Below are 7,286 nucleotides of genomic sequence, written 5' to 3' on the forward strand. Positions count from 1 at the left end.
AAAAATTTAAATCCCACGTAAGAGAGCTGCTCTCTCACGCTCCGCAAAGCGCGACATATATGGCAAAGCGCTTTGAAAATTCCTTAAAGCTCATCATCCCGGGGATGTATTTTGAGGAGCTGGGGCTCGAATACATCGGCCCTGTCGACGGCCACGACCTAGCCGATCTCATATCGGCGCTAAAGACGGCAAAAAGCGCGCGCAAGCCCGTCGTCGTGCACGCTCAAACGATCAAAGGCAAGGGTTACGACAAGGCCGAGGGCTATTTGGAGAGCTGGCACGGCGTAGGGCCTTTCGACATTCAAAGCGGAGAATTTAAGAAAAAATCCGCCGCCAAAAGCGCCACGCAAATTTACGCCGAGGCACTTTTAAATTTAGCCGCCAAGCATGAAAACGTCGTGGGCGTGACCGCCGCGATGCCAAGCGGCACCGGCATGGATAAGCTGATCGAGAAATTTCCCCACCGCTTCTGGGATGTCGCGATCGCCGAGCCTCACGCGCTAAGCTCGATGGCTGCGATGGCGCGCGAGGGTTTTAAGCCGTACGTTACGATATATTCGACCTTCATGCAGCGCGCATTCGATCAGATCGTCCACGACGCGGCGATTATGAATCTAAGCTTAGTCCTTGCGATGGATCGCGCGGGCATCGTGGGCGAGGACGGCGAGACGCACGAGGGAGTCTTTGACGTGAGCTTCTTAAACGCGATCCCAAACGTCAGCATGTGCGCGCCGCGAGATGAGGCGAGCTTTAAGCGGATCGTCGAGTACTCATACGTGCACGAGGGGGTTTTGGCGATCCGCTATCCGCGCGGAAGCTTTATTTTGGACTGCGATGAGGCCAGCGCATCTGCAGTAGAGCTTGCGAAATCGGTGTTTTTAAAGCGCAGCGATAGCGCGCGCGTAGCTCTCATCGGCTACGGAAACGGCGCTGGTAGAGCGTATAAAACGGCTGCGGCGCTAGAAGGGCAGATCAAAGCGGACGTCGTAGATCTAGTCTTTGCAAAGCCTTTAGACGCCGAGTTTTTGCAAAATTTAGCTCGCAAGGATAAAATTTGGTACGTCTTTAGCGACAATGCCAAAAAAGGCGGCGTCGGTGAAATTTTAAGCGCATTTTTGCAAGAAAATGAAATTTCGTACGTAAAGATCGTAAGCTTCGAGTTTACCGATATCTTTTTACCGCACGGAAAGACCGCCGACGTAGAACGCAGCTTGGGCTTGGACGTGCAAACTCTAGCCGAGCGAATATTAAGTGATAAAAAGTATTAGTTAATATCAACTTTGTTTAAAGTAAAATTTGATAATATCACTTTAAAATTTTTTGAAGGACAAAAATGAGCCACGTAGAACTACTCAAAACTTGCGGTTTGAAAGCAACTCCTCAAAGATTGTGCATCCTAAAGGTGCTAGATCGCCACGAACATCCAAGTATAGATGACCTATACGAGGGGATCAAAGAGGACTATCCATCCATTTCGCTAGCGACGGTTTATAAAAATTTAAACACCCTGCTCGACGAAGGCGTCGTAGTCGAGGTCAATGCACCGAACAAAAAGAGCCGCTACGACATCTATCAGATGCCGCATATCCACGTCGTGTGCGAAAAATGCGGTAACGTGATGGACCTTTTTATGGACGATGCCTTTAATAAGGATGTTTTGAAAAACATCGAGCGCAAAGCGGGCAATTTCATCCGCAAGCTAAATATCACCGCTACGGTCGAAGACTGCGAAAAGTGTAGATAGTTTAAAGAATTTTCTGCTATTATTACCCACTTTATTTTTGGAGCGGGTATGCAAACTAAGCGTAAATTTTTATTGAGCGACGATTCGATTCTGCGGACGCTAGAGCGTGCGGGGCTGAAATGTCGCAAGGTAAAGATCGCTTGGTTTTATACTTCGTTCTACCCCGAAATTTACTACATCCGCCAAAACGACGAGTGCTCTTTGCACCACAAAAAAGAGGATCTCGACAGACAAACTCTAAATTTTAAAATTTCAAAAGATGATTTCAAAGAGGCTTTAAAAAGCAGGATCGCCCGCGTTGTGCAAAAAAACCGCTACGGCTTTGCTAACGACGAGGCGGAGTTTTGGTTAGAGCTTTACGGCGGCGAGTTAAGCACGCTCGCGATTTTACGAGCAAAATTTCAAAGCGAGGCGGCAAGCGCAAATTTTGATTTTGCAAAAACCTTCGGCAGCACCGATTTTTACGAGATCACAGACGATTACCGCTACAAAAGCCGCTATCTGGCGCGCTACGGTATGCCGCCGCGCTCGCTTGATTTCACGCACGCCCGGAGCGTTTTTGAAAAATTTAGCCGAGTTAAATTTTTCGCGCCGCCCTATGCGGACAGCGTTAAGCTCGCGCGCTTGGCGCTTGAGCTAGCGTGGACGAGGGCGTGTGCCGCAAAGGGCGAGTATCAAAAAAACCTCTCCCCCGAAGCTCTTCACGAGCTGCGCGTGCAGATTCGTAAATTTAGAGCGATTTTGAAGCTATCCTCGCCGCTTTTCGAAGTTGAAAAAAAGGATGAAATTTTAAAACTGCTCGCAGAATTTATGAGCCGCACCAATCAGCTGCGAGACCTTCACGTTTTTGCGGAGTTTTTAAAAGCTGACGATGCGCCTGCGAGCTTTTTGCAGCAGCTAAATCTTATTGCAAAGCGCTCGGAGGATAAAATTTTAGAATTTCTTTCTAGCGCGGAATTTGCAGATTTAAACGGCGCTATTAGCGGCTTTTTAAGCGGTGCGGACGGCATCTACGCGCGCAGCGAATATGAAAAAATTTCAAAAAAGTTCGCATCCGCCCGCCTTTGCAAGTTGATTAAAAGCTTGCGCGCGGAGCTAAAAAATTTACAGCAAAGTTCGTCGCTACAGGCATTTCACGACGCGCGCATAGGGCTAAAGAGGCTGCGATACGCGCTTGAAATTTTTGCAAGAAGCTTTGATGAAGGCTGCGTCAGGGAGCTGTTTAAACGCACCAAGGCCGCCTGCGAGGATTTCGGCGCGCTGCAAGATATCAGCGTGTGGCAAAATTTCATCGCGATCTATCAAAAAGCAAGCGATAAAAGCGGCGTCGCGTTTGCGTATCTGCTGGCTCTGGACGCCCGCTTAAACGACCGCCGCGCCGAGCTGGAGGAAAAAATTTTAAATGAAAAAGAGCCTCTTTTGCGCGCTCTGAAAAGATCGCTGCGCAAAATCAAAGCATACGAATAAGGAAAGCCCGTGCAAAAACAGGAAAAAATCATAAAAATGTTCGATGAGATTGCGCCTACCTACGATCTGGCAAATCGCGCCATCAGCTTCGGCGTGGACGTTTCGTGGCGCAAAAAAGCGGTTGAGCTGACGCTTGAAAAGCTTAAAGGAAAGCTCGTGAGTATCGCCGACGTCGCGTGCGGCACGGGCGATATGATAAGCTCGTGGCGCGACGGCGCGGCGCAGCACGGCGTGCAGATCGAGCGGATCGTGGGGATCGATCCTAGCGAGGGGATGCTTGAGGTAGCGAGGCAAAAATTTCCCGGCTGCGAGTTTATCAAGGCAACCGCGGGCGCCACGACGCTAGATGATGCAAGCGTGGATATTTTAAGCATCAGCTACGGCATAAGAAACGTCGTGGAGCTGGACGCGGCGCTTGCGGAGTTTAACCGCGTCATCAAACCGGGCGGCTCGCTCGTGGTTTTGGAATTTACCAAAGCCGCAAGCGGCGGGCTCGCGTTTAAAATCAGAGATTTTTACGTGAGTAAAATTTTACCCAAAATAGGCGCTTTCATCTCGAAAAACAAAGAAGCCTACGAGTATCTGCCAAGCTCCATCGGCAGCTTCCTAGACGCCGCGAGCTTTAGCGAAAAGCTCAAAAATGCGGGCTTTGAGCTGCGCGTGCAAAAGGGCTTCAGCTTCGACGTCAGCACGCTTTTCATCGCGGAGAAAATCGCGCGGAAGAGCGACGATGCTTAGCGTAAGCGAGCTCAACGCCCAAGCCAAGACGCTTTTGGAGACGAGCTTTAGCTTCGTCGAAGTCGAGGGCGAGATATCTAAGTTTAGAGCTCAAAGCACGAGTGGGCACTGGTATTTCACGATCAAAGACGCGAGCGCGGCGATCGATTGCGCGATGTTTAAATTTAACGCCGCGCGGATAAATTTTATCCCCGCCGTCGGCGATAAGCTCATCGTAAGCGGCAAAGTCTCGCTATACGCCCCCACGGGCGCGTATCAGATCCAGGTCTCAAATATCCGCAAAAGCGGCGAGGGCGAGCTGGAAGCGGCATTTGCCGCGCTAAAGCAGAAGCTTAGCAAAGAGGGGCTTTTCGATGCCGCGCACAAAAAACAGCTTCCGAAATTTGCCCAAAGCATCGCGATCATCACGAGCGCGGGCTCCGCGGCGCAGGCGGATATGCTTCGCACGGCGCAGGACCGCTTCGCGCTTTGCAAGATCGATCTGTATAACGCACTAGTGCAAGGCGAAGGCGCGCCTGCTTCGATCATAAGCGCTCTGCGTGCAGCCGACGCGAAGGGCTACGATGCGATCGTCATCGCTCGCGGCGGCGGCTCGCGCGAGGATCTGTGGTGCTTCAACGACGAGGCCTTGGCTCGCGCGATCTACGCGGCCAAAACGCCCGTCATCTCGGCGGTCGGACACGAGATCGATTTTAGCATCAGCGATTTCGTAGCCGATCACCGAAGCCTCACACCCACCGCCGCGATGATCGATCTGCTGCCCGATATTTGCGCGATCTTTCAGAGCCTCGACGGTATAAGCGACGCACTTGATAGGCTGATAAAAGATAAAATTTCATCCGCACAAAACGTGCTGAGCCTCGCAGCTTTACAGCTTAAATCAAAATCGGTCGAGCCAAAAATTTCAGGCTCGCTCGCGGGGCTTTCAAATTTAGAGCTTAAATTTAAAAGCTTCGTGGCCTCCAAACTAAGCGCCGCGGAGCACACGTTAAGCGCAAAGGATGAGCTTTTGGCGCAAAAGGCGAAATTTTTTGAGATCACCAAAGACCTCGTTCAAATCCAAAAGGGCGGCAAAACGGTGACCTTAGGCGAGCTTGCCGCGGGCGACGAGTTCGTCCTTTGCTCGCAGCAGCTCAGCAAAAACGCGAAAATCATCTAAAGGAGTCAAAATGGATAGGGTTTTAAATTTTAGCGCAGGACCTAGCACCATCCCGCTGGGCGTGCTAAAGCAGGCTCAAGAGGAGCTGCTAAACTACGCGGGGCACGGATTTTCGATAATGGAGATCTCGCACCGCACCAAAATTTTCGAGGAGGTTTTGCATAGTGCGATGAGCCGCGTGCGCGATCTCTACGGCTTTTCGGATGATTTTACGATTTTATTTTTGCAAGGCGGCGCGAGCCTTCAGTTTGCACAGGTGCCGATGAACCTATACGCAGGCGGCGTCGCAGAATACGCCAACACCGGCAACTGGACGAGCAAGGCGATCAAGGAAGCGGGCGTGCTTGGCATAAACTACCGCGTGGTCGCAAGCAGCGAGGAGAGCAAATTCGACCGCATCCCCGAGGTTAAATTTTCTAACAACGCCGATTACGGCTACATCTGCTCAAACAACACGATCTACGGCACGCAGTATCCGCAGCTGCCGCAGTGCGCCTGCCCGCTCGTAGTCGATAGCTCGAGCGATCTGTTCTCGCGGCCGGTGGAGCTTAGCAGCGTGGGGATGTTTTACGGCGGTATTCAGAAAAACGGCGGCCCCGCGGGCGTTACGATGGTGGCGATCCGCAAGGATCTGCTGGATCGCGCAAACCCCAAAACGCCGATGATCCTGCGCTACAAGACGCAGGCGGATGCGGACTCGATGAGCAACACCCCGAATACTTTCGGAATTTACATGCTAAATTTAATGCTCGGCTGGATCAAGGACGAGATCGGCGGGCTCGCGGAGATGCATGAGCGCAACAAGCGCAAAGCGGCGCTACTCTACGGCGCGATCGATGCTAGCGGCGGCTTCTACCGCGGCCACGCGCAAAAGAACAGCCGCAGCCTGATGAACGTGAGCTTTAATATCGCAGACGCCGCGCTTGAGCCCGTTTTTGTCGCGCAGGCGGAGGCGGAGGGGATGATCGGGCTTAAAGGACACCGCGTCTTAGGCGGCATCCGCGCCTCGATCTACAACGCGATAAACTACGAGGACGTTGAAAAACTAGTCACTTTTATGAGCGAGTTTGCGCGCAAAAACGGCTAGCAGCGGTTAAATTTAGAGGGTTTGAGCACGGCGTGCGCTTGTCGGCGCCTGTTTTTGCAGTGAAATTTTGCGAAATTTTAGCGGCGTTTTAAATTTACGGCGCGAAATTTTAATCTCGCTCAAACGCACCGAAATTTTAAAATTTCAACCGCGCGCCGTAAAATTTTAACGTGCATATAAAATTTTAAAATCGCGCCCAAATTTAAGCTATAATCACTTCAAATTTCAAGGAGCCGCAAATGCTAAGATCATATCCTCTTGCGATGCAGGGCGTGGAGTTTCGCGGACACGGCGTGACGGGCATTTACGAGATGGGCGAGCGGATAGCCTTCGTCCACTTTGCTTTCGCAGCCCCTAGCGAGCAAAACATCGCCGCGAAGCTAACGCCCGGCTACGTGCTGCTAGATACGTTTTCGCGCGATTTTAGCGAGCACAAAAGATCGGTACTCGCCTACGAGCAGCGCGAAATTTTCTTCGCCGCCTCCGCGCTTTGTTACCCACAGGACGGCCACTTCATGCTAAATACGAGATATTGCGAGGGCTTCGTCGATTCGCCCGCAAAGCTCATCAAAATACAAGACGGCGAAATGAGCGAGCTTGGCGACGCTCCAACGCCCGTGAAGCAGATCTACAACGATGCGCGAACCTACGAGTTTGACGGCTTTGCCGTGCGGATGAGTTCGCCCTTTATGATGGAGTGCAGAGCCTCGCAAGGCGGGTCAAATTTAAACGGTGCGGCGGCTGAATTGGGCGGCACAGTAAATTTCAGCGGCGCGGCGGAAGAAAATTTAAAAAATTCCTCCGAAAATCACGATGCGGCGGCTGTTTGTAAAGCGAGCAAAAGCGATCCGCGTAATGAAACGAGCGAAACGAAAGATAAAATTTCAAACGGCGGCAAGCAGCCCTGCAAAAAAGCGGCCGCAAAAGGCAAAATGCTTTGGCGACTGAAGCTCGGCGCGTATCTATATACGCCCGTTTGCCTTCGTGGCGGAGCGACGTCGCATTTTGATGCGCAAGGTAAGCGGCAGGGTCGAGAGACGCTGTATTTCGGCACCGCGGGCAAGGGCGGGCACCTATACGCCGTAGACGCG

The 7,286-nt window shown here is 51.7% G+C and carries 7 protein-coding genes; all 7 read left to right on the forward strand.

Features of this window, described 5'->3' with window-relative positions; translation table 11 throughout:
* On the forward strand, positions 1-1,268 hold a 1,268-nt coding region (gene dxs / locus Q0236_RS09645; protein WP_297917233.1), incomplete at its 5' end, for a 1-deoxy-D-xylulose-5-phosphate synthase.
* A gap of 65 nt (positions 1,269-1,333) precedes the next feature.
* Positions 1,334-1,744: a Fur family transcriptional regulator gene (locus Q0236_RS09650; RefSeq protein WP_297917234.1), complete on the forward strand. Its 411-nt coding sequence runs from the start codon at positions 1,334-1,336 to the stop codon at positions 1,742-1,744.
* A 48-nt stretch (positions 1,745-1,792) separates the two neighbouring features.
* Positions 1,793-3,211 (forward strand): CHAD domain-containing protein, encoded by a 1,419-nt coding sequence (locus Q0236_RS09655; RefSeq protein ID WP_297917235.1) that lies wholly within the window; start codon positions 1,793-1,795, stop codon positions 3,209-3,211.
* A gap of 9 nt (positions 3,212-3,220) precedes the next feature.
* A complete protein-coding gene (ubiE, locus tag Q0236_RS09660; RefSeq protein WP_297917236.1) occupies positions 3,221-3,949 on the forward strand; it encodes a bifunctional demethylmenaquinone methyltransferase/2-methoxy-6-polyprenyl-1,4-benzoquinol methylase UbiE in 729 nt (242 codons plus the stop codon).
* Complete coding sequence (gene xseA, locus Q0236_RS09665; protein WP_297917237.1) at positions 3,942-5,108, forward strand: exodeoxyribonuclease VII large subunit; 1,167 nt, start codon at positions 3,942-3,944, stop codon at positions 5,106-5,108. Before ubiE ends, xseA begins: the two co-directional genes overlap by 8 nt.
* Before the next feature lie 10 nt (positions 5,109-5,118).
* Positions 5,119-6,195 carry a 3-phosphoserine/phosphohydroxythreonine transaminase gene (serC, locus tag Q0236_RS09670; protein ID WP_297917238.1) on the forward strand — a complete coding sequence of 359 codons (1,077 nt, stop codon included), beginning with the start codon at positions 5,119-5,121 and terminating at the stop codon, positions 6,193-6,195.
* A gap of 239 nt (positions 6,196-6,434) precedes the next feature.
* The coding region (locus tag Q0236_RS09675) for a PQQ-binding-like beta-propeller repeat protein (protein ID WP_297917239.1) at positions 6,435-7,286 on the forward strand (852 nt) is incomplete at its 3' end.

The sequence above is a fragment of the uncultured Campylobacter sp. genome, assembly GCF_938031315.1.
Taxonomy (GTDB): Bacteria; Campylobacterota; Campylobacteria; order Campylobacterales; family Campylobacteraceae; genus Campylobacter_B.

Coding starts and splice junctions, on each gene's coding strand:
- Q0236_RS09655 (WP_297917235.1), top strand. CDS start 1,793: ATGCAAACTAAGCGTAAATTTTTATTGAGCGACGATTCGATTCTGCGG.
- Q0236_RS09650 (WP_297917234.1), top strand. CDS start 1,334: ATGAGCCACGTAGAACTACTCAAAACTTGCGGTTTGAAAGCAACTCCT.
- serC (WP_297917238.1), top strand. CDS start 5,119: ATGGATAGGGTTTTAAATTTTAGCGCAGGACCTAGCACCATCCCGCTG.
- xseA (WP_297917237.1), top strand. CDS start 3,942: ATGCTTAGCGTAAGCGAGCTCAACGCCCAAGCCAAGACGCTTTTGGAG.